Source organism: Streptomyces sp. NRRL F-6492 (genome assembly GCF_001280125.1).
Lineage (GTDB): Bacteria > Actinomycetota > Actinomycetes > Streptomycetales > Streptomycetaceae > Streptomyces.
The window spans coordinates 1-201 of the sequence record NZ_LGEG01000209.1; the positions used below are offsets into that span (position 1 = coordinate 1).

Annotated in this window: 1 protein-coding gene; it reads left to right on the forward strand. The window is 67.7% G+C overall.

Annotated features, from left to right (window positions below; all coding sequences use genetic code 11):
• Nucleotides 1-201: HU family DNA-binding protein (locus tag ADL08_RS15690; RefSeq protein WP_053643272.1), on the forward strand; the 201-nt coding region annotated here is incomplete at its 5' end.

Below are 201 nucleotides of genomic sequence, written 5' to 3' on the forward strand. Positions count from 1 at the left end.
CTCGCCGAGACCGTCGGTGAGGTCGTCGCCAAGGGCGACGAGAAGGTCACCATCCCCGGCTTCCTGACCTTCGAGCGCACCCACCGTGCCGCTCGCACCGCTCGTAACCCGCAGACCGGCGACCCGATCGACATCCCGGCCGGCTACAGCGTGAAGGTCTCCGCGGGCTCGAAGCTCAAGGAAGCCGCCAAGGGCAAGTAA